This is a genomic window from Bradyrhizobium sp. BR 1432 (assembly GCF_051547705.1).
Taxonomy (GTDB): domain Bacteria; phylum Pseudomonadota; class Alphaproteobacteria; order Rhizobiales; family Xanthobacteraceae; genus Bradyrhizobium; species Bradyrhizobium zhanjiangense.
The window spans coordinates 6,769,800-6,789,744 of the sequence record NZ_JBPUGF010000003.1 but is presented as its reverse complement, the minus strand read 5'-3'; the positions used below and the strand labels follow the sequence as shown (position 1 = coordinate 6,789,744).

Genomic DNA, 19,945 nt, shown 5'->3' with positions numbered 1-19,945 from the left:
TTCCACGCACCACCCCACTGCTCGTTGAACGCGCTCCCGGGGCGAAATGACGAACAGCAGGAATATTCGAGGTATGGCGGCAATGCCGGCGCGGGGGTCTTCGCTCCCCCTCGACGGCTGCGGTCCCGACGGCGCTCAATCCTACGATGGGCGCCTGTATCGAGAGGCAATGGCAAGGAATAAGTCGCCCCAGGACTACAACCGGGACTTCGATCGGCACGGCGGCCAATACGAGCCGCGGGAATGGGACGACGCCGACTGGGATCCGGATCAGGAGGCGGCCGCGGGCCATCGCGCGCGCCGGCTGTTGTCGCGTTCCAATTCGGGCTTCCATCGCTTCGGTGACGGGTTCAGCTCGTTGCAGCGCTGGCTGGGCGGCGGTCGATGGCTGATGCGCTTTGCCATCGTCGTCAGTGCCCTCATCGTCATTTTCGTCGGCTGTTTCGGCGCGCTGTGGTGGCGGCTCGGCGCGGGTCCCATCAATCTCGACATTGCAACGCCATGGCTGGCAGCCGCCATCGAGGACAATATCGGCCACGGCAACACCGTGGAGGTTGGCGGCACCCAGATCGAGCGGGCCGGGCGGGTCCGTATCGCCGTCCGCATCCGTGACATCATCGTCCGCGACCGCGATCACGCCATTGTCGCCAGTGCGCCGAAGGCCGAGGTGAAGCTGTCGGGTGCGGGCCTCCTGATGGGGCATCTGCGCGCAGAAAGCCTCAATCTCGTCGATGCCGAACTCGCGATCCGCATCGCGCCTGACGGCACCGTCACGGTCTCGGCCGGCGACACCGCAAAGCCGCTGGCGACCGGCGTAGCCTCCAAGAAAGAGGCGGGCCTGCCGCCGACATTCCCGCGCAATGGCGTCCCGCCGCCGCCATTCGCCACGCAGCCCGCGAGCCCGGACGCGTCCCAGGTCGCGCCTCAGGCGACCGCACAGAGCGGAATTCTTCAGGGCCTCGACTGGCTCGACAGTCTGAGCATGACCGGGCTCGACGGCCAGAACCTCAACGAGATCGGTCTGAAGAACGGCAATCTGATCGTCGACGACCAGCAGCGTGGTAGCAAATGGTCGTTCGAGAACATCACGCTGAGCCTGCGCCGGCCGAGCCGTGGCGGCGTTACGCTTAGCCTCGGCGAGGAGGGCGCGCGTCCGTGGATGCTGCGCGCCACGATCGGGCCGGTCGAGAACGGCGTGCGCTCGGTCGACATCCGCGCCGACAAGGTCTCGACCTCCAACATCCTGTTGGCGCTGCGGGTCAAGGATCTCACCTATACTGCTGACCTGCCGCTGACGGGCGAGCTGAAAGGCGAGCTCGGCCGCGACGGCGTGCCGACCTTCTTCCGCGGCAAGATCGCGGTTGGCGCCGGCAACATCATCGACACCGACACGCCCGATTATCCGATGGCGATCGATCAGGCCGAGATCAACGTCGAGTGGGACGCGAACCGGCGGGTGCTGGTCGCACCGTTCAAGGTTCTCTCCGGCGCCAACCGCCTGACGCTGCTGGGGCACCTCGAGCCACCGAACGGCGCCACCAATGACTGGCAGCTCGGCTTCAGTGGCGGCTCGATCCTGCTGGGTGGCATCGACAACGAGCCGCCGCTCGTCTTCAACCGGATTGCGATCGGCTTCCGTTTCGATACCGACCACAAGCGACTCTTGCTGACGCAGGCCGATATCAGCAATGGCGAGATCGGCGTCGCCGGCACCGGTGCCATCGACTATTCCGGTGAGCCGCGGCTGACGCTCGGCTTTGCGGGAACACCGATGTCGGCCTCCGCGCTGAAGCGGATGTGGCCCACATTGATCGTTCCCGAGCTGCGTGAATGGGTGATCGAGCGGATCGAGCGTGGCACGCTCCAGCGCATCGAGATCGGCATCAATTCGCCGACGAAGAACCTGCCGCGCAAGGGGCCTCCGATTCCCGACGACGGCCTGTCGGTCAACATCGTCGCCAGCGGCGTCGCCGTCCGTCCCGTGGACGGCATGCCGGTCGTGCACGATGCCGATCTGAAGGCGCGCGTGACCGGCCGCACCGCGACCGTGAATATCGCCCAGGGCATTGCCGATACCCCCGCCGGCCGCAAGATCACGATCTCCGACTTCACCTTCGAAGTGCCGGACATGGCGCCCAAGCCGTCGCCGTCGCGCACCAAGTTCCGCGTCGAGGGACCCGTTCCCGCCGCGGCCGAAATGCTCGCCAATGATCGCCTGAGCGATCTATCGTCGACCGTCGTCGATCCCAACACCAGCAAGGGGACGTTCTCGGCGAATATCCAGCTCGGCATGCCGGTCAAGGGCGAGCTGACCAAGGCCGACACCACCTATGCCGTGACCGCCGATCTCAACGGCTTTGCCGCCGACAAGCTGGTGATGAACCAGAAGCTGGAGGCCAACAACCTCAAGATCGTCGCGAGCAATCAAGGCTATCAGGTCAAGGGCGACGTCAAGATCAACGGACAGGCCGCCTCGCTCGATTATCGCAAGCCGACTGAAGGCGATGCGGACGTCAGATTGCAGGCAACGCTGGACGATGCCAGCCGCGCGCGCCTGGGATTTGATCTGAGCCCAGCCGTCAGCGGATCGTTGCCGATCAAGCTGTCGGGCAAGATCGCGAGCGGCGCGGATCAGACCACGAAGCTCGGCGTCGAGGCCGATCTGACCTCGGTCAAGCTCGACAACATCCTGCCCGGCTGGGTCAAGCTGCCAGGCAAGTCGGGGAAAGCCAGCTTCAAGGTGGTGCCGACGGCGCAATCGACGCGCCTGGAAGATATCGTCATCGAAGGCGGCGGCGCCTCGATCAAGGGCTCGCTCGAGGTCGACGCGAACGGCGACCTCATGAACGTGAATTTCCCAACCTATTCGCCGTCTGACGGCGACAAGACCTCATTGAAGGCCGAGCGCGGTCAGGACGGCGTGCTGCGCGGCACCATGCGCGGCGACGTCTTCGACGGCCGCGGTTTTCTGAAGTCGGCGATCTCAGGCAATTCCAAGGACGACGGCAAGAACAAGATGAAGAACGTCGATTTCGATATCGACGTGAAGCTCGGTGCCGTCGCGGGTTTCAACGGCGAGGCGATGCGCAGCGTCGACGCGAAGATGTCGAAACGCAATGGCGCCATCAAAGCATTTTCGTTGAGCGGCAAGATCGGCCGCGATACGCCTGTTGCGGCCGACCTGCGCGGCGGCCGCGCGCAAGGCAATCGCGAGGTGATCTACCTCCAGACCAACGATGCCGGCGCGCTGCTGCGCTTCACCGACACCTACACCAAGGCGGTTGGCGGCCAGATGGTGGTGGCCCTGGAGCCGCCGACGTCCGAGCCGAACACGTCGCGCGAGGGCCTCATCAACGTGCGCGACTTCACGGTCAAGGGCGAGGCGCAGCTCGAACGCGTCGCTGCCGGCGCGCCCAACGGCACCGGCAACGGCGTCTCCTTCAGCGCGTTGCGCGCCGAGTTCACCCGCCAGAATGGCGCACTCACGATCCGCGACGGCGTGGTCAAGGGGCCGATGATCGGTGCCACCATCGAGGGCTCGATCGACTATCCCGGCAACCAGGTCTGCATGAGCGGCACCTTCGTGCCGATGTATGGCGTCAACAACATCTTCGGCCAGATCCCGTTGTTCGGCATCTTCCTCGGCGGCGGCAACAACGAAGGTCTGATCGGCGTGACCTACGAGGTCGTCGGCACGCCGGCCGCGCCCGTGATGCGCGTCAATCCGATCTCGGCGATGGCGCCGGGCCTGTTCCGCAAGATCTTCGAATTCAACACCGGCAAGCAGAACTCGCCGTTCGAAGAATTCCCGTCGCAGTCGAATGACGGTTCGACCGGATCGACGCGCCAGCTGTCGAGCGGCTGCAGCCTCGCGCGGCGATAGAAGCGGGGCTCATTGTAGTTCGCAGCTGATCAGATTCGATTACAGCCACCTGCGCTCCCTCTCCCGCTTGCGGGAGAGGGCTGGGGAGAGGGTGCCTCCGCAGCGAGATTCCCATGAGGAGAAAGCCCTCACCCGGCGCTTCGCGCCGACCTCTCCCGCAAGCGGGAGAGGTGTAGGACCCGCGGCCCTGTTCGCGCGAGCTAAGCCAGCGCGACATTCACGTCAGCGGCAGTATCCCGCAGCTTACGCCGCGCGCACGCCGGCCAGGAACGTCCCGACCTCGCCGGAGAGCTGCTCGGCCTGCTTGGAGAGGCTCGAGGCAGCTGCGAGCACCATGCCGGCGGCATTGCCGGTCTCGTTCGCAGCGGTGCTGACGCCGCCGATATTGGTGGTGACCTCCTTGGTCGCCTCCGCGGTCTGCGAGACGCTGCGGGCGATCTCGGCGGTGGCGGCGCCTTGCTCCTCGATGGCGGCGCCGATCGAGGTGGCGATGCGGCTGACCTCCTCGATAGTGGTAGTGATGCCGCCAATCGCCTCCACCGCTTCCTTGGTCGCGCCCTGGATCTGGGCGATCTTGTCGCCGATCTCGCGGGTGGCTTCCGCGGTCTGGCTCGCGAGCGACTTCACCTCGGATGCGACAACGGCAAAGCCGCGACCGGCGTCGCCCGCGCGTGCAGCCTCGATGGTGGCGTTGAGCGCGAGCAGATTGGTCTGCGCCGCGATGCTGGAGATCAGCTCGGCGACATGCTCGATCTGCTGGGCACCATCGGACAGCGCGCGCACGATGGTGTCGGTGCGGCGGGCACTGTCCACCGCGCGTCCGGTGACCTCGGCGGACTGCGCGACCTGACGGCTGATCTCGGTGATGGAGGAGGAGAGCTCTTCGGCGGCGGCCGCAACCGTCTGGACGCGCTGGCTGGCCTCGGTGGCGGCCGAGCCGACCACGGCGGCGCGGCGGTTGGTGCCTTCGGCAGTGGACGACATCGACTTGGCGGTGGCCTCGAGTTCGCCGGAGCCCGAAGCCATCAGACCGACGAGCTGGCCGACGGAGGCGTCGAAGCGGTCGGCAAGCGCGATCAAGGCATCACGTTTCTCCTGTTCGCCACGGGCCTTGGTGGCGACCTGCTCGGCCTCCAGGGTACGCGCCGTCAGCGCGGTTTGCCGCAGCACTTCGAGTGTCTCGGCCATGCGGCCGATCTCGTCGCCGCGGCCGGTCTCCTCGACCACCTTGTCGATGGCGCCTTCGGAAATCTCCTGCATGCGGTTCTTCTGGCGGTCGAGCGCGCCGAGCACGTCGCGGGCGATCAGCCAGGACAGCGCCGCCATCAGCAGCATCAGGCCGATGCCGATGGCGGCCAGCTCCAGCGTCAGTGCGCGCACGTCCGCATCGATGTCGTCGACATAGAGTCCGTAGCTGATGGTCACGTTCCAAGGCACGAATTTGCGCGCGAACACGGTCTTGCGGACCGGCTCGGTCTGGCCGGGGCGGGGATAGAGATAGGAGGTCACGCCGCCTTGCGCGGTCTCGCTGCCGGCCTTGATGATGGCGTCGGCGATCAGCACGCCGTTGGAATCCTTGGCGCCGGTGATCTTGCCTTCGAGCTGTTGATTGGCGCCGTTCACGACCAGTGAGGTGTCCTGATTATAGACCACCGGGTAGCCCTGGCCGCCATTGAAGCTCATGCGTCGGCCGCGCTGGTGGAACAAGCTCTTGGCCTCGGCTTGCGTGAGCTTGCCAGCCGTCACCTCGTCCTGGAGCGATTGCGCGTAGTTATAGAGGAGCTCCACCGCAGTCCGCATCTGCTGGACGCGGTCCTCCATCATACGGCTCTTGCTGAGCACGGCCGAGACCCCGATGATGGCCGTGACCGTGAGCGCCGCGAGGCAGACCATGCTGGCGAGCTTGGTGCGGATCTTGAGATGACTCAGCAGCTGCATCACGGCCTCTACGGAATGGTTGTTATTGCACGCGTCGGTAGCATGAAGTTCTTACCAATCATGAACGGACGCGTGCGACGCGCTGCCGCGCACGCAGCCGCATGCGCAAATGTGCAGGCGCAACGCGCTTCGCCTGCGCATGGCGGAGAGAATTGATGCTGGATTTTGGTTGTGACCGAGCCTAGCCGGGACGGCGATGAATCAATTCGTTCACCGCATCATCATGTCCGTGCTGCTCGTGGCGGCCCTCGTCCTGATCTGGAACGTGCTGGGTTCGCGGTAGATGACACCGGCGAAGCTGCCGGCGCCATCCGTTACTTGCACGCCAATTGCGCGGGTCAGCGCCGCGCGAGCGCGCCGCCGGTCGATTCGCTTTCCTTGCCCATCACCGCATCGACGCTGACCGAGCCGCCGCCGGCTGCCGAGAGGTAGAGGCAGGCGAAGCAGAACAGGATCGCGGCGGTGCCGCCGTTGAGCAGCGGCAGGAACACCGGCGCTTCGCCCTTGAACATGTGGCCCATGAAGTAGGCGAAGGCCATTTCACCCGAGAGAATGAAAGCCGAGAGGCGGGTGAACAGGCCGAGCATCAGGAGCGCTCCGAGCACAAGCTCAAGCGTACCGGCCGCGTAGATGATCGGCGGGATGTTCGCGAAGTACGGGAGCACCGGAAACTTGAACAGCTTGGCAATACCGTACTGGAACAGCAACAGGCCGGTAATGAAGCGGAACAGGCTCAGGAGAACCGGTTCAAAGCGGGTGAGATAAGGAAAGTTCATTGGTTTGCCCTCCATCCAATGCTGTGACCCAACGCTGCGACTTGGACCGCATTCGGTTCGGCCTCGCAAGCCACCCAGGATGAATTCCGAGCTGACATTTTCGTCATGTCAGACAAAACACCGCAGGTTCGCGTTCGATCCGAATTTTTTGCTCGTGTTTGCGTCATGCCCACCCGTAATTGTCCGGTGACGCCAATGAACTCAAGTTACCCCTGAGAAACCTACCGCCGCAAGGCGGGCACGACCAGGAACGGAATCATCCCGAGCACCACGCTCGCAAGTGCGAAGGCGAGCACTGCATTGTAGCCGTGGGTTGCATCATGAATCAGGCCGCCGCTCCAGGAGCCGAATGCCGAGCCGAGGCCGCTGCCGATCGAGATGGTGCCGTAGATGGTGCCGACGCGCTTGCCCTGGAAGATTCGCATCGCGGTGGCACTGATCAGCGGGCCACGCGAGCCCATCATGCTGCCGAAGCAGACGACGAAACCGGTGAGCAGGATGATGTTCGGATCATACTGCAAGAGCCAGAGCAGGAAGATGCCGAGAATCGAGATCGCGTAGCTCAGCAGCACCGACGGCCGGCGCCCGATCAGCCCGTCGAGGGCGGAGACTCCCAACATGCCGAACACCAGCACGACGCCGGAGAAGCCCCAGGCGGTTGCGGCCTGGAGCGGCGGAAAGCCGGCGTCGATCAGATAGGCCACGATCTGCGCGGCGATCGCATACATGCCGACCGCGGTGAAGAAGAAGGTCGAGAACAGCGCCCAGAATGCGTGGTGCCGCATGGCACCGAGGAGCGTCCAGCCATTGTCGACGAAATCCGGATCGGTCTTCTTCACGACATGCGGCGAGCCGGCGGCGAATAGCCGCCATGGCAGCAGCATGAGTGGCACCAGCAGGCCTAGAGCCGCGAAGCCGAACAGCTGGTAGGTGCCGCGCCAGCCGATGTGATCGATCAGGAGCTGCGAGGCCGGCAGCAGTGCCAGCACGCCGCCGCCCATCGCCGAATAGACCACCGACATCGCAGTCGGCAGGCGGGGTCCGAACCAGCGGCCAAGCAGGATCGAGTTCGGTACGATGCCGATGAAGGCAATGCCGATGCCGACGCAGAGGCCGATCGACAGCTGGAATTGCCACAGGTGCTGTGCGTGCGCTGCGATCAGGAACGCAGCGCCGAGCAACAGCAGCCCGAGCGCATAGACGATGCGCGGTCCGGAATGATCGAACAGGCGTCCGACGAAGGGCGCGGTGAGGCCGCTGGCGAGCCAGGTCAGGGAATAGACCGAGACGATCTGCGCGCGGTCCCAGCCGAAGCTCTCCGAGATCGGCTTCAGGAACACCGTAAAACTGTCGCCGAGCCCGCGGCCCAGCACAGCCAGTGTGAAGCAGAGCGCGAGCACGGTGAGCGCGATGCGCACGGCGCCTTGCGGCGTTACCGCGACGCCATCCCTGTTCGTTTCCCTGGGCGTGTTCTGGTCCATTGCCGGTCAGGGAGCGCGCTTCAGCGCGCCCTGACAAGCAGCGAAAAGCTCATACGGCTATGCAGGCTTGATGAGGACGTGCTTCTTCTTGCCGAACGACAGCTTGATCACGCCCTCCGGCGTCAGATTGGCTCCTGATAGCGCCATCTTCTCGTCGGTGACCGGCGCGTCGTTGATGCGCAGGCCGCCGCCCTTGATCTGGCGTCGAGCTTCGCCGTTGGAGGCAACCAAGCCCGCCTTAACGAAAGCGTTGAGCACGCCAAAACCTGCATCGAGCTCGCCACGCGGAATTTCCACCGTCGGCAGGCTTTCGGCGAGCGTACCTTCCTCGAAGGTGCGGCGCGCGGTCTCCGCCGCCTCGTTCGCGGCGTCGCGGCCGTGCAGCAGCGCGGTCGCTTCGGTCGCGAGCACCTTCTTCGCCTCGTTGATCTCGGAGCCGCCGAGTGCCTCGAGCTTCTTGATCTCCGCTATCGGCAGCGTCGTGAACAGCTTCAGGAATTTGCCGACGTCGGCATCCTCGGTGTTGCGCCAGTATTGCCAGAAATCATACGGCGAGAATTGGTCGGCGTTGAGCCAGACCGCGCCTTGCGCCGTCTTCCCCATCTTGGCGCCGGACGCGGTCGTCAGCAGCGGCGTCGTCAGCGCGAACAGTTGGTGCGTGCCCATGCGGCGGCCGAGATCGACGCCCATGATGATGTTGCCCCACTGGTCGGAGCCGCCCATCTGGAGACGGCAGCCGGTGCGCTTGGCGAGCTCGACGAAGTCGTAGGCCTGGCAGACCATGTAGTTGAACTCGATGAAGCTCATCTCCTGCTCGCGCTCGAGGCGCAGCCGCACGGAGTCCATGGTGAGCATGCGGTTGACCGAGAAATGCCGGCCGACGTCGCGCAGCATCTCGATCCAGTTCAGCCTGGTCAGCCACTCCGCATTGTCGAGCATGATGGCGTCGCTCTTGCCCTCGCCATAGTGCAGCACCTTTGCGAACACGCCGCGGATCGAGGCCTTGTTGGCCTCGATCTCGGCGACGGTGCGCATCGCGCGCGTCTCATCCTTGCCGGAGGGATCGCCCACCATCGTGGTACCGCCGCCCATCAGCGTGATCGGCTTGTTGCCCGACTGTTGGAGCCAGTGCAGCATCATCATGGTCAGATAGTTGCCGATATGCAGCGAAGGTGCGGTGCAATCGTAGCCGACATAGGTGGTCGCTTCGCCCTTGGCGGCGAGCGCGTCCAGCCCCTCGAAATCGGAGCACTGGTGGATAAATCCACGTTCCTGCAGGGTATTGAGGAAATCCGATTTAAATGCAGTCATCTGTCGGCGTGCCTGACAATTCTTGGTTTACTGTTTTGGGGGCAATTTAAAAGTCTTGCATGGGAACTCGATTGCCGCCCGCCACTTGGCGCTGTGGCATTATAAGATGTGTCCCTCTGGCACAAGATCGGCATGCCAGGGCAGGTCTTTTGAGGACGCTGATCCATGATGTTGACGGCACTCGGTTTGATGAGCGGCACCTCGCTGGACGGGGTGGATGTCGCGCTGATCGAAACCGATGGTAAGCAGGTGAACGCGTTCGGGCCGACCGGCTACCGGCCCTATAGTCCCGCTGAGCGCAACCTGCTGCGCCAGGCGCTGAGCGAGGCCGTGCACCTGTCCCAACGCGATGCTCGGCCGGGGATCCTGGCCGAGGCCGAGCGCGTGGTGACGCGGGCCCATGCCGAGGCGGTCGCCACTTTCGTCGCGCAAAACCGGATGAGGCCGGAGGACATCGACATCGTCGGCTTCCACGGCCAGACCGTGCTGCACCGGCCCGAAAAGCGGCTGACGGTGCAGATCGGCGATGGGCCGGCGCTGGCCAAGACGATCCATATCCCCGTGGTGCATGATTTCCGCGCCGCCGACGTCGAGGCCGGTGGGCAGGGCGCGCCGTTCGTGCCGGTTTACCACCGGGCGCTGGCCAATTCGCTCGAGCGCGAGGGGCCGATTGTCGTGGTCAATATCGGCGGCGTCTCCAACATCACTTATATCGACGGCAACGACACGCTGATCGCCTGCGACACCGGGCCCGGCAATGCGCTGCTCGACGACTTCATGTACCGCAGCATGAACCAGGCGTTCGATGCGGAAGGAAAATTCGCCGCGCTCGGCAAGGCTGATGAAGCCTGGATCGCGCGCGCACTGGAGCTGCCGTTCTTTGCAGCTCCGCCGCCAAAGTCGCTCGACCGCAATGATTTTGCTGCGCTGAAGCTCGGCGACATGCCGCCGGCCGACGGCGCCGCGACGCTGGCCGCCTTTACCGCGGCGGCGATCGCCCGGGTCATTCCATTGCTGCCGCGGCGGCCGCGCAGCTGGATCGTCTGCGGTGGCGGGGCCCGCAACCTCACCATGCTGCGGATGCTCCGAGATCGCGTCGGTTCGGCCACCGTCGAGGCCGCCGAAACGCTCGGCTGGGCCTCCGACGCCATCGAGGCGCAGGCCTTCGGCTTCCTCGCCGCGCGCGGCCTCAAAGGCCTGCCGCTGTCCTATCCCGCAACAACGGGCGTGCCGATGCCGATGACGGGCGGGATGATCGCACGGCCCTGAAGTCACAGGCAGTTGATGCAGATGCATCGACCTTGACGAGTTAATGCAGTTGCATCTATATAGATGCAGTTGCATTTAACCGCCGAGATCGCCACCATGACCGCTTCGCTCAAACTGATCAGCCACAAGCTTTGTCCCTACGTGCAGCGTGCTGTGATCGCGCTCAAGGAGAAGGGCGTGCCGTTCGAGCGGATCGATATCGATCTCGCCAACAAGCCCGAATGGTTCCTGAAGCTATCGCCGCTCGGCAAGGTGCCGGTGCTGGTCGTTGCGACCGACAAGGGCGAGGTTGCGTTGTTCGAGAGCAATGTGATCTGCGAGTACATCGAAGAGACGCAGGGCGGCGCGAAGCTGCATCCGGCGGATGCGCTGAAGCGTGCCGAGCACCGCGCCTGGATGGAGTTCGGCTCGGCGATCCTCGGCGACCTCTGGGGGCTGGAGACGACGACCGATCCGGCGACATTCGAGAGCAAGCGCCAGGCGCTCGCGGCCAAATTCGCGCGCGTGGAAGCCGCGCTTGGCGCAGGGCCGTATTTCGCGGGCGATGCGTTTAGCCTCGTCGACGCAGTGTTCGCGCCGATTTTTCGCTATTTCGATGTGTTCGATGAATTGACCGAGCTTGGCATCTTCAGCGATCTGCCCAGGGTCCGCGGGTGGCGGGCCGAGCTCGCGAAGCGACCCAGCGTGCGCGCCGCAGTCGGGACGGACTATCCGCAATTGCTGCGGGCCTTCCTGGTGCGGCACGATGCGCATCTTTTGAAGCTCGCGGCCTGAGGCGATGCCAATGTCGCAGTCCATGGCCTGGCTCATGCTGGTGATCGCCGGCGCGCTTGATATCGGCTGGGCGATCTCGATGAAATATGCGGAAGGCTACACGCGCGCAGGCTGGAGCCTCACCTCGCTGGTGCTGCTCGCCGCCTTCGTCTTCCTGCTCGGGCGCGCCTTGAAGGTGCTCGAGGTCGGCGTTGCCTATTCGGTGTGGACCGGCATTGGCGCGGCCGGCACGTTCCTGATGGGCGTCATGCTATTCGGCGAAACCTTGAGCGCGGTGAAGCTTGCGGGCATCGCGCTTGTGCTGACGGGGATCGTCGCCCTCAAGCTGGCTTGAGCGGCGAACTCAGTCCCGTAGCCCGGATGGAGCGGAAGCGCAATCCGGGGCCCTGTATCTGCGGATGGAGTTTCCCGGATTTCGCTTGCGCTCCATCCGGGCTACAGGACCTTAGTGCTATAGGGCCTCAGCGCACGTTGGCGAGGCGCATGTCGAGATAGGCCGTGATGGTTTCCATCAGCGGCTCGAGTTTGGCGTCGAAGAAGTGATTGGCGCCGGGAATGACCTGCTGGTCGATCACGATGCCCTTCTGCGTCTTCAGCTTCTCGACCAGCGTGTTGACGTCCTTGGGCGGCACCACCGCATCCTTCTCGCCATGCACGATCAGGCCCGAGGACGGGCAGGGCGCGAGGAACGAGAAGTCGTAGAGATTGGCGGGCGGCGCGATCGAGATGAAGCCTTCAACCTCGGGCCGGCGCATCAGGAGCTGCATGCCGATCCAGGCGCCGAAGGAGAAGCCGGCGACCCAGCAGGCGCGCGCTTCGGGATTGATGGTCTGCGCCCAATCGAGCGCAGCCGCCGCATCCGACAATTCGCCGGTGCCATGGTCGAACGAGCCCTGGCTGCGGCCGACGCCGCGGAAGTTGAAGCGCAGCACGGAGAAGCCGCGATGCGCAAAGGCGTAGTAGCACTGGTACACGATCTGATGGTTCATCGTGCCGTGGAACTGCGGATGCGGATGCAGGATCATCGCGATCGGCGCGTTCTTCTGCTTGGCCGGATGGTAGCGGCCTTCGAGACGGCCGGCAGGGCCGGTAAAAATGACTTCGGGCATCGATGATCTCTTGATTGATTTCCTGGAGGCTACCTCGGCAATCAACCGATTGTGGCTTCATCGGCAGATGCCGACGAAAGCGCAATGAAGAGTGAGAGGGCGCGTCGTGCGGTGATGCGCTGACGGCGCGCGGTGACTTGACGGTGCGCGTTCTAACATAGGCACAGGGTCAAAAAGCAAGCATCTTGAACATCGCCCAACGGGTTCAAGATGTTAGCGTGTCATGGTCGCGTCACCGCGACCGCATCATTCGGAATCATGGTTGCCAAGCGCCTGTCCGCGGCCCATGTCGGGCCGACGGAAATGCCCCTTTGATTTGAGGTAATATCTTACTCAATGCCGACCCGGGTCTATCTCGATTGGAACGCGACCACGCCGCTTCGCGCTGAGGCGCGGGCGGCGATGCTGGCTGCATATGACCTGATCGGCAATCCATCCTCCGTCCATGCCGAGGGGCGGGAGGCGCGGCGCCTGGTCGAGGAGGCCCGTGCCACTCTGGCCGCAGCCGTAGGTGCGCTGCCGCGGAACGTCATCTTCACCTCAGCCGGAACCGAAGCCAACGGGCTGGCGCTGTCGCCCGGCCTGCGGGGGCCGTCGGGCGGACCCGTTGAGCGACTGCTGGTCTCCGCAGCCGAGCATGCTTCGGTGCTGACGGGCGGCCGGTTCCCGGCGGACAAGATCAGTCAGATCCGGGTGACGCATTCCGGCGTCGTCGATCTCGAGGATCTGAGGGACCAGCTCGGTGGCGGTCCGCCGGCGCTGGTCTCCATCATGGCTGCCAATAACGAGACCGGCGCGCTCCACCGGTCGCGGAGGCGGCGCGGATCGTTCATGAGGTCGGCGGCCTCCTGCACGTCGATGCGATCCAGGCGCTGGGCAAAATTCCGTTCGATATCAAGGCTGTGGGCGCAGACCTTGCGACCTTTTCTGCGCACAAGATCGGCGGCCCGAAGGGCGTTGGCACGCTGGTGGTGGCGGAAGGGCTCGCCGGTCTGGAGCCGGTTCTGCGGGGTGGCGGGCAGGAGCTCAGCCGCCGGGCGGGCACCGAGAATGTCGCTGGGATTGCCGGCTTTGGCGCGGCGGTCAAAGCGGCGCTTCAGGCTCTGCCGGAGGATGCGAAGCGAATGGCAACCCTCAGGGATCATTTGGAAAATGGCCTTCGCGCAATTGCCGGGGTGATCGTCTTTGCGGACGATGTGGAGCGGTTGCCAAATACCGTCCTTTTCACCGCGCCAGGCCTGAAGGCCGAGACCGCTGTGATCGGCTTTGACCTCGCGGGCGTCGCCGTGTCGTCAGGTTCAGCCTGCTCATCAGGAAAGGTCCAGCCGTCCCACGTGCTTTCGGCCATGGGGTACGATCCCATTGTGGCCCAGGGAGCGGTGCGCCTCAGTCTTGGCTGGTCCACGGAACTCGAGGAGATCAATCGAGCGTTAGAGGCTTGGCGAAAGCTCGGTAATAACCTACTTAAGGGCTAGGCGACGAAACACGGCTTGAATGGTTCTAGGTGCGTGCTTTCCGCCAAAAAACATCGTAATAGACGTAATACTCGTCCGAGTTTGATCCACCGCGGTCCTTGAAACCGCGAGCGGAGGATGGAATGCCAGCCGTACAAGAGACGGTCGAGCGCGTGAAGCGCATCGACGTCGACCAGTATCGTTATGGGTTTGAAACCCTGATCGACTCCGAGAAGGCCCCCAAGGGGCTTTCGGAAGAGATCGTAAAGTTCATCTCGCAGAAAAAGAATGAACCCGCCTGGATGCTCCAGTGGCGGCTGGAAGCCTATCGGCGCTGGCTGACCATGACCGAGCCGACCTGGGCACGCGTCGAATATCCCAAGATCGACTTCCAGGACATCTACTATTACGCGGCGCCGAAGCCGAAGAAGACGGTCACCTCGCTCGACGAGATCGATCCGGAGATTCTGAAGACCTACGAAAAGCTCGGCATTCCCTTGCGGGAAGTCGCCATGCTCGAAGGCGTCGAGCCGAAGGTGGGCGAGGAAGACCCCGCCCGCCGCAAGATCGCGGTCGACGCGGTCTTCGATTCGGTCTCGGTGGCGACCACGTTCAAGGCGGAGCTGAAGAAGGCTGGCGTGATCTTCATGCCGATCTCGGAGGCGATCCGCGAGCACCCTGAACTGGTGCAGAAATATCTCGGCTCCGTGGTGCCGACGTCGGACAATTTCTACGCGACGCTGAACTCGGCGGTGTTCTCCGACGGCTCGTTCGTCTATGTGCCGCCGGGCGTGCGCTGCCCGATGGAGCTGTCGACCTATTTCCGCATCAACGAGCGCAACACCGGCCAGTTCGAGCGCACGCTGATCATCGCCGACAAGGGCTCTTACGTCTCCTATCTCGAGGGCTGCACCGCGCCGCAGCGCGACGAGAACCAGCTGCACGCGGCCGTGGTCGAGCTCGTGGCGCTCGACGATGCCGAGATCAAATATTCGACGGTGCAGAACTGGTATCCCGGCAATTCGGACGGCAAGGGCGGCATCTACAATTTCGTCACCAAGCGTGGCGACTGCCGCGGCAACCATTCCAAGATCTCCTGGACCCAGGTCGAAACCGGTTCGGCGATCACCTGGAAATATCCGAGCTGCATCCTGCGCGGCGACAATTCCCGCGGCGAGTTCTACTCGATCGCGATCTCGAACGGCTTCCCAGCAGGTCGATTCGGGCACCAAGATGATTCATCTCGGCAAGAACAGTTCGAGCCGCATCATCTCCAAGGGCATCGCCGCCGGCAAATCGCAGAACACCTATCGCGGGCTCGTGACGGCGCACCGCAAAGCGACCGGCGCGCGCAACTTCACCGCCTGCGATTCCTTGTTGATCGGCGACAAATGCGGCGCGCACACCGTGCCGTACATCGAGGCGAAGAACTCGTCGGCGACCTTCGAGCACGAGGCGACGACCTCGAAGATCTCTGAGGATGTGCTGTTCTACTGCATCCAGCGCGGCCTCAGCCAGGAGGAGGCCGTCGGCCTCGTCGTCAACGGCTTCGTCAAGGATGTGCTTCAGCAGCTGCCGATGGAGTTCGCGGTGGAAGCGCAGAAGCTGATCTCGATCTCGCTTGAAGGGTCGGTCGGTTAACACCGACCCTCGCGGTGCGCTTAGGCGCTCCATGCCTCATTTGAATAGACTGGACACCAAAATGGCTTTGCTTGAAGTGAAAGACCTCAAGGTTCGCGTCGAGGAGCGTGAGATCCTCCACGGGCTGACGCTGACCGTGAACGAGGGCGAGGTGCACGCGATCATGGGGCCGAACGGCTCCGGCAAGTCGACGCTCTCTCATGTCATCGCCGGCAAGCCCGGCTACGAGGTCACCGACGGCCAGATCCTGTTTAGGGGCGAGGACCTCCTGGAGATGGATCCCGACGAGCGCGCGGCCAAGGGCGTGTTCCTGGCGTTCCAGTATCCGGTCGAGATTCCCGGTGTCACCACCATGAATTTCCTCCGTACCGCACTGAATGCCCAGCGCAAGGCGCGCGGGGAGAGCGAACTGATGGTGCCGGAGTTTCTGAAGAAGGTCCGCGAGGTCTCGAAGTCGCTGAACGTCCCGCAGGACATGCTCAAGCGCGGCGTCGATGTCGGCTTCTCCGGCGGCGAGAAGAAGCGCAACGAAGTGCTCCAGATGGCGCTGTTCGAGCCCAGCCTGTGCATCCTCGACGAGATGGATTCCGGCCTCGACATCGATGCGCTGCGCATCGCGGCCGACGGCGTCAACGCGCTGCGTTCGCCGGGGCGCGCGATGGTCGTTATCACCCATTATCAGCGGCTACTGAACTACATCGTGCCCGATTTCGTGCACGTGATGTCGAAGGGCCGTGTCGTGAAGAGCGGTGACAAGGAACTGGCGCTGGAGCTGGAAGCGTCCGGCTACACCCAGTTCGAGGATGCCGCGTAAGGAATTTTGGAGATGAACGTTGCTGTGGCAAAGACCGGGAACGGCCGCGCGGTGAGCGATCTCTTCGCCAGCGCTGAAGGCCGCTTGCCGGGTTCGCCCTCTGTGATCGCGGCGCGCCGCGAGGCGTTCGAGACCTATGAGCGTCTCGGCCTGCCGCACCGCCGGATCGAGGAATGGAAGTACACCGATCTGCGTGCGCTGGTCGGTGAGGTGCTGCCGCTGGCAGCGGCGCCCGATTCGGCCGCGTTGAAGCGCGCCACGGAAGCGGTGAAGGCGCATGCGATCGCGGGCGCCCGCAAGCTGGTGCTGGTCGACGGCGTGTTTGCGGCCGATCTCTCCGACGTGAAGGCGCTCGGCTCCGAGGCGAGCCTCAAGACGCTGCGGGAGACGCTGGAGAAGGACGCCAGCCTCCTCAATACCGCGTCCACCGATGCCGTGATCGCGCTGAACGCCGCCATGACAACTGACGGTGTCGTGCTGTCGATTGCTGACGGCGCACAGCTGTCCTCACCGATCCAGATCATCCACATCGCAGCCGCGGCTTCCGCGTCGACCTTCACCCGTTCGCAGGTTGTGATCGGGAAGGGCGTTCGCGCCACCATCGTCGAAAGCTTCGTTGCGGCCGATGCCAAGGCCTACCAGGTCAACGATGCCGTGCTCGTGACGGTCGGCGACGGCGCCGATGTTGCACATATTCGCCTGATGGACGATGCGCCTGACGCGGTGAACGTCACCTCGCAGTTCGTCACGGTCGGCGCCAATGTGAAGCTCAACTTCTTCAACATGACCACTGGCGCTGCCGTCAGCCGCTTGCAGGGCTTCATCACGCTGGCGGGCGAGGGCAGCGAGCTCTCGGCTAACGGCGTGAATCTGTTGCAGAAGACCGAGCATGGCGACACCACGTTGTTGGTCGACCATGCCGTGCCGAACTGCGTCAGCCGCGAGACGTTCCGCGCCGTGATCGACGACCGCAGTCATTCGGTGTTCCAGGGCCGCATCATCGTTCGTCCCGACGCGCAGAAGACCGACGGCAAGATGATGACCCGCGCGCTGCTGCTCTCGGATGAAGCCGAGGCCGACAACAAGCCCGAGCTCGAGATCTTTGCCGACGACGTCTCCTGTGGCCACGGCGCCACCGCCGGAGCGCTCGACGAGAGCCTGTTGTTCTATCTGAAGGCGCGCGGCCTGCCGGAGAAGCAGGCCCAGGCGCTGCTGATCCAGGCCTTCGTGGGCGAGGCGATCGAGCTGATCGCCGATGACGGCCTGCGCGACCATGTGATCGGCATCGCCGAGCGCTGGCTGGAGCGGCGGTCATGAGCACGCATCCGGCCGTCAAGAATGGCGCCTACGACGTTGCGCGCGTGCGCCAGGATTTTCCGGCGCTCGCCATGCAGGTCTACGGCAAGCCGCTGGTCTACCTCGACAACGCCGCCTCGGCGCAGAAGCCCAGCGCGGTGCTCGACCGCATGACGCAGGCCTATACCAGCGAATACGCCAACGTGCATCGCGGCCTGCATTATCTCGCCAATGCGGCGACGGAAGCCTATGAGGGCGCGCGAGCAAAAGTCGCGCAGTTCGTCAACGCCCGCCGCACAGAGGAGATCATCTTCACCCGCAACGTCACCGAGGCCATCAACCTCGTGGCGTCGTCCTGGGGCGAGCCGAACATCAAGCAGGGCGACGAGATCGTCCTCTCGATCATGGAGCACCATTCCAACATCGTGCCCTGGCATTTCCTCAGGGAACGCCACGGCGCGGTGATCAAATGGGCGCCCGTCGATGACGAAGGCAATTTCCTGATCGACGAGTTCGAGAAGCTGCTGACGACGAAGACCAAGCTTGTCGCCATCACCCAGATGTCGAACGCGCTCGGAACCTTCGTTCCGATCAAAGAGGTCGTGCGGCTGGCCCACGATCGCGGCATTCCCGTGCTGGTCGACGGTGCGCAGGGCGCGGTGCATCTGCCCGTCGACGTGCAGGATCTCGACTGCGATTTCTACGCTTTCACCGGCCACAAGATTTATGGTCCGACCGGCATCGGCGCGCTCTATGCCAAGCACGAGCACCTTGTCGCGATGCGGCCGTTCAACGGCGGCGGCGAGATGATCCGCGAGGTTGCCAAGGATTGGGTCACCTATGGCGATCCGCCGCACAAGTTCGAAGCCGGCACCCCGCCCATCGTCGAAGCGATCGGACTCGGTGCCGCCATCGATTACGTCAATTCGATCGGCAAGGAGCGCATCGCCGCGCACGAGCAGGACCTCGTCACCTACGCCCAGGATCGGCTCCGCGAGATCAACTCGCTGCGGCTGATCGGTACTGCGCGCGGCAAGGGGCCGGTGATCTCCTTCGAGCTCAAGGGCGCGCATGCCCACGACGTCGCCACCGTGATCGATCGCCAGGGCATCGCGGTGCGCGCCGGCACCCATTGCGTGATGCCGCTTTTAGAGCGGTTCGACGTCACCGCCACCTGCCGGGCCTCGTTCGGCATGTATAATGCACGGGAAGAAGTCGATCATCTGGCACAGGCGCTTCTGAAAGCGCGGGATTTGTTCGCATGAGTGACATGGCCGACGTCAAAGCCAATCCGATGGAGACCCATTCGGCGCTGCCGCCGGAGGAGACCGAGCGCTTGACCACCGAGATCATCGCGGGCCTCAAGACCGTGTTCGATCCGGAAATCCCGGCCGACATCTACGAGCTCGGGCTCATCTACAAGGTCGAGATCAAGGACGACCGCTCGGTCAACGTGCTGATGACGCTGACGACGCCGAACTGTCCGGCCGCCGGCGAACTGCCGACCATGGTCGAGAACGCGGTCGCCAGCGTTCCCGGCGTCGGCGTGGTCGACGTCAAGGTCGTCTGGGAACCGCCGTGGTCGCCCGAGCGCATGAGCGACGAGGCGCGCCTCGTGCTGAACATGTGGTGACGGCTCGCATTGAATTCGCTTCGCAACGGACCACATAGATAACATGACCCAGGCGACACCAGCTTCGACACCAAAGCCCCGGCGGCCGCGCCCGCAGGTGATGCGGCTGACCGATGCCGCCGCGCAGCGGATCACGGAGCTGACCCAGCGCGCGGACTCCGAGATCGTCGGCCTGCGCGTCGGCGTGAAGAACGGCGGCTGCGCCGGCCAGTCCTACACCGTCGAATACGCCCACGAGATCCGCCCGACCGACGAGGTCGTCGAGGACAAGGGCGTCAAGATCCTGGTCGATCCCAAGGCCGTGCTGTTCCTGCTCGGCACCGAGATGGACTACAAGGCCGACAAGATGCAGGCCCAGTTCGTCTTCAACAACCCCAACCAGGTCTCCGCCTGCGGCTGCGGCGAGTCGGTCGAACTGCGGCCGGCGAAGGTTGAGGGGTAAGCCCGGCTTTCGCAACCCCCACCGCTGTCGTCCTGGCGGAAGCCAGGACCCATACCGCGTGATGCCTCGATCGTGGGAGGTATCCGTACCGCGTGGCGTAACTTTTACTCTTCGCTAAACTACT

General features: G+C 64.1%; 14 protein-coding genes and 2 pseudogenes. 11 read left to right on the top strand and 5 right to left on the bottom strand.

Annotation, left to right across the window (positions count from 1 at the left end; translation table 11 throughout):
- Nucleotides 1-82: 82 nt before the first annotated feature.
- On the top strand, nucleotides 83-3,883 hold the full coding sequence (locus ACSKB8_RS32995; RefSeq protein ID WP_438110780.1) for a YhdP family protein: 3,801 nt from the start codon (nucleotides 83-85) through the stop codon (nucleotides 3,881-3,883).
- A 243-nt stretch (nucleotides 3,884-4,126) separates the two neighbouring features.
- Here ACSKB8_RS32995 and ACSKB8_RS32990 read toward each other — a convergent pair whose 3' ends face one another.
- The 4 genes from ACSKB8_RS32990 to tyrS form a co-directional block, all read right to left on the bottom strand.
- Nucleotides 4,127-5,821, bottom strand: coding sequence for a methyl-accepting chemotaxis protein (locus ACSKB8_RS32990; protein ID WP_438108620.1), 1,695 nt, complete (start codon nucleotides 5,819-5,821; stop codon nucleotides 4,127-4,129).
- 338 nt (nucleotides 5,822-6,159) lie between these two features.
- Nucleotides 6,160-6,597: a DoxX family protein gene (locus tag ACSKB8_RS32985; protein WP_438108618.1), complete on the bottom strand. Its 438-nt coding sequence runs from the start codon at nucleotides 6,595-6,597 to the stop codon at nucleotides 6,160-6,162.
- Nucleotides 6,598-6,818: 221 nt separating this feature from the next.
- Nucleotides 6,819-8,078, bottom strand: coding sequence for an MFS transporter (locus ACSKB8_RS32980; protein ID WP_438108616.1), 1,260 nt, complete (start codon nucleotides 8,076-8,078; stop codon nucleotides 6,819-6,821).
- A gap of 57 nt (nucleotides 8,079-8,135) precedes the next feature.
- Complete coding sequence (tyrS, locus tag ACSKB8_RS32975; protein WP_438108614.1) at nucleotides 8,136-9,389, bottom strand: tyrosine--tRNA ligase; 1,254 nt, start codon at nucleotides 9,387-9,389, stop codon at nucleotides 8,136-8,138.
- 165 nt (nucleotides 9,390-9,554) lie between these two features.
- On the opposite strand from tyrS, the gene ACSKB8_RS32970 reads away from it, so the two are divergent.
- The 3 genes from ACSKB8_RS32970 to ACSKB8_RS32960 all read left to right on the top strand — a co-directional run bounded on the left by ACSKB8_RS32970 (nucleotide 9,555) and on the right by ACSKB8_RS32960 (nucleotide 11,766).
- Nucleotides 9,555-10,658 (top strand): anhydro-N-acetylmuramic acid kinase, encoded by a 1,104-nt coding sequence (locus ACSKB8_RS32970; protein ID WP_438108612.1) that lies wholly within the window; start codon nucleotides 9,555-9,557, stop codon nucleotides 10,656-10,658.
- A gap of 96 nt (nucleotides 10,659-10,754) precedes the next feature.
- Nucleotides 10,755-11,432, top strand: a complete 678-nt coding sequence (locus ACSKB8_RS32965; RefSeq protein ID WP_438108610.1) for a glutathione S-transferase family protein — start codon at nucleotides 10,755-10,757, stop codon at nucleotides 11,430-11,432.
- A gap of 10 nt (nucleotides 11,433-11,442) precedes the next feature.
- Nucleotides 11,443-11,766 (top strand): DMT family transporter, encoded by a 324-nt coding sequence (locus ACSKB8_RS32960; protein WP_370990350.1) that lies wholly within the window; start codon nucleotides 11,443-11,445, stop codon nucleotides 11,764-11,766.
- A 127-nt stretch (nucleotides 11,767-11,893) separates the two neighbouring features.
- On the opposite strand, the gene ACSKB8_RS32955 is transcribed toward ACSKB8_RS32960, so the two are convergent.
- Nucleotides 11,894-12,541 carry an alpha/beta hydrolase gene (locus ACSKB8_RS32955; protein WP_014495555.1) on the bottom strand — a complete coding sequence of 216 codons (648 nt, stop codon included), beginning with the start codon at nucleotides 12,539-12,541 and terminating at the stop codon, nucleotides 11,894-11,896.
- A gap of 336 nt (nucleotides 12,542-12,877) precedes the next feature.
- Between ACSKB8_RS32955 and ACSKB8_RS32950 the strand changes: the two are divergent.
- From ACSKB8_RS32950 to ACSKB8_RS32920, 7 genes and pseudogenes are all read left to right on the top strand, one after another.
- Nucleotides 12,878-14,016, top strand: a pseudogene (locus ACSKB8_RS32950) (cysteine desulfurase family protein).
- A gap of 122 nt (nucleotides 14,017-14,138) precedes the next feature.
- Nucleotides 14,139-15,636, top strand: a pseudogene (gene sufB, locus ACSKB8_RS32945) (Fe-S cluster assembly protein SufB).
- A 61-nt stretch (nucleotides 15,637-15,697) separates the two neighbouring features.
- Nucleotides 15,698-16,450: a Fe-S cluster assembly ATPase SufC gene (sufC, locus tag ACSKB8_RS32940; RefSeq protein ID WP_438108607.1), complete on the top strand. Its 753-nt coding sequence runs from the start codon at nucleotides 15,698-15,700 to the stop codon at nucleotides 16,448-16,450.
- Nucleotides 16,451-16,462: 12 nt separating this feature from the next.
- Nucleotides 16,463-17,767, top strand: coding sequence for a Fe-S cluster assembly protein SufD (sufD, locus tag ACSKB8_RS32935; RefSeq protein ID WP_438108605.1), 1,305 nt, complete (start codon nucleotides 16,463-16,465; stop codon nucleotides 17,765-17,767).
- The gene (locus ACSKB8_RS32930) at nucleotides 17,764-19,011 is read left to right on the top strand and encodes a cysteine desulfurase (RefSeq protein ID WP_438108604.1); all 1,248 of its coding nucleotides are present in this window, start codon (nucleotides 17,764-17,766) and stop codon (nucleotides 19,009-19,011) included. The genes sufD and ACSKB8_RS32930 overlap by 4 nt, the downstream gene beginning before the upstream one ends.
- Nucleotides 19,008-19,379, top strand: a complete 372-nt coding sequence (locus tag ACSKB8_RS32925; RefSeq protein ID WP_438108602.1) for an SUF system Fe-S cluster assembly protein — start codon at nucleotides 19,008-19,010, stop codon at nucleotides 19,377-19,379. Before ACSKB8_RS32930 ends, ACSKB8_RS32925 begins: the two co-directional genes overlap by 4 nt.
- A gap of 43 nt (nucleotides 19,380-19,422) precedes the next feature.
- Complete coding sequence (locus tag ACSKB8_RS32920; protein WP_091887957.1) at nucleotides 19,423-19,821, top strand: HesB/IscA family protein; 399 nt, start codon at nucleotides 19,423-19,425, stop codon at nucleotides 19,819-19,821.
- Nucleotides 19,822-19,945 lie beyond the last annotated feature (124 nt).

Coding starts and splice junctions, on each gene's coding strand:
- ACSKB8_RS32990 (WP_438108620.1), bottom strand. CDS start 5,821: ATGCAGCTGCTGAGTCATCTCAAGATCCGCACCAAGCTCGCCAGCATG.
- ACSKB8_RS32980 (WP_438108616.1), bottom strand. CDS start 8,078: ATGGACCAGAACACGCCCAGGGAAACGAACAGGGATGGCGTCGCGGTA.
- tyrS (WP_438108614.1), bottom strand. CDS start 9,389: ATGACTGCATTTAAATCGGATTTCCTCAATACCCTGCAGGAACGTGGA.
- ACSKB8_RS32925 (WP_438108602.1), top strand. CDS start 19,008: ATGAGTGACATGGCCGACGTCAAAGCCAATCCGATGGAGACCCATTCG.
- ACSKB8_RS32965 (WP_438108610.1), top strand. CDS start 10,755: ATGACCGCTTCGCTCAAACTGATCAGCCACAAGCTTTGTCCCTACGTG.
- ACSKB8_RS32970 (WP_438108612.1), top strand. CDS start 9,555: ATGATGTTGACGGCACTCGGTTTGATGAGCGGCACCTCGCTGGACGGG.
- ACSKB8_RS32930 (WP_438108604.1), top strand. CDS start 17,764: ATGAGCACGCATCCGGCCGTCAAGAATGGCGCCTACGACGTTGCGCGC.
- ACSKB8_RS32960 (WP_370990350.1), top strand. CDS start 11,443: ATGTCGCAGTCCATGGCCTGGCTCATGCTGGTGATCGCCGGCGCGCTT.
- ACSKB8_RS32955 (WP_014495555.1), bottom strand. CDS start 12,541: ATGCCCGAAGTCATTTTTACCGGCCCTGCCGGCCGTCTCGAAGGCCGC.
- ACSKB8_RS32920 (WP_091887957.1), top strand. CDS start 19,423: ATGACCCAGGCGACACCAGCTTCGACACCAAAGCCCCGGCGGCCGCGC.
- sufC (WP_438108607.1), top strand. CDS start 15,698: ATGGCTTTGCTTGAAGTGAAAGACCTCAAGGTTCGCGTCGAGGAGCGT.
- ACSKB8_RS32985 (WP_438108618.1), bottom strand. CDS start 6,597: ATGAACTTTCCTTATCTCACCCGCTTTGAACCGGTTCTCCTGAGCCTG.
- sufD (WP_438108605.1), top strand. CDS start 16,463: ATGAACGTTGCTGTGGCAAAGACCGGGAACGGCCGCGCGGTGAGCGAT.
- ACSKB8_RS32995 (WP_438110780.1), top strand. CDS start 83: ATGCCGGCGCGGGGGTCTTCGCTCCCCCTCGACGGCTGCGGTCCCGAC.